This is a genomic window from Anaerotignum faecicola, assembly GCA_024460105.1.
Taxonomy (GTDB): Bacteria; Bacillota; Clostridia; order Lachnospirales; family Anaerotignaceae; genus JANFXS01.
The window spans coordinates 1-399 of sequence record JANFXS010000506.1; the positions used below are offsets into that span (position 1 = coordinate 1).

The window sequence follows — 399 nt, forward strand, 5'->3', positions numbered from 1 at the left end:
TGTTACACTAACGAGCTGATCTGTGGTTTTGACGATGAGTACACACCCACCGCCACGGACAGCGATGCGTCTGCCGTACATGAACACACCCATGAGTGCTATGCGCTGGATTGCCCCCATGAGCGCGGGGAGCATGACGATACCTGCGGATATGTGGAGGACGTGCCGGAGAGTCCCTGCACCCACTCCTGCGAATTGTGCGACCCGCAGGATAAGGGGAATGGCGGCGAAGCCGACAGAGAGGACGGCCTGGACCACAGCGACCCCACGTTAGAAACTTCTGAACAAAATGAGCAGACGACAGTGGCAAATGACGGGCTTATGCCGCCAGTCGCCACCATGTCCAATGCCGCGTCTATCAACGATGACGGTTATTCCTTTGAAAATGGCACATTGACC

General features: G+C 56.4%; 1 protein-coding gene. It reads left to right on the plus strand.

From position 1 onward, the window contains the following. A partial coding sequence (locus NE664_15110) for a hypothetical protein (protein MCQ4727962.1) occupies positions 1–399 on the plus strand: 399 nt, incomplete at both ends.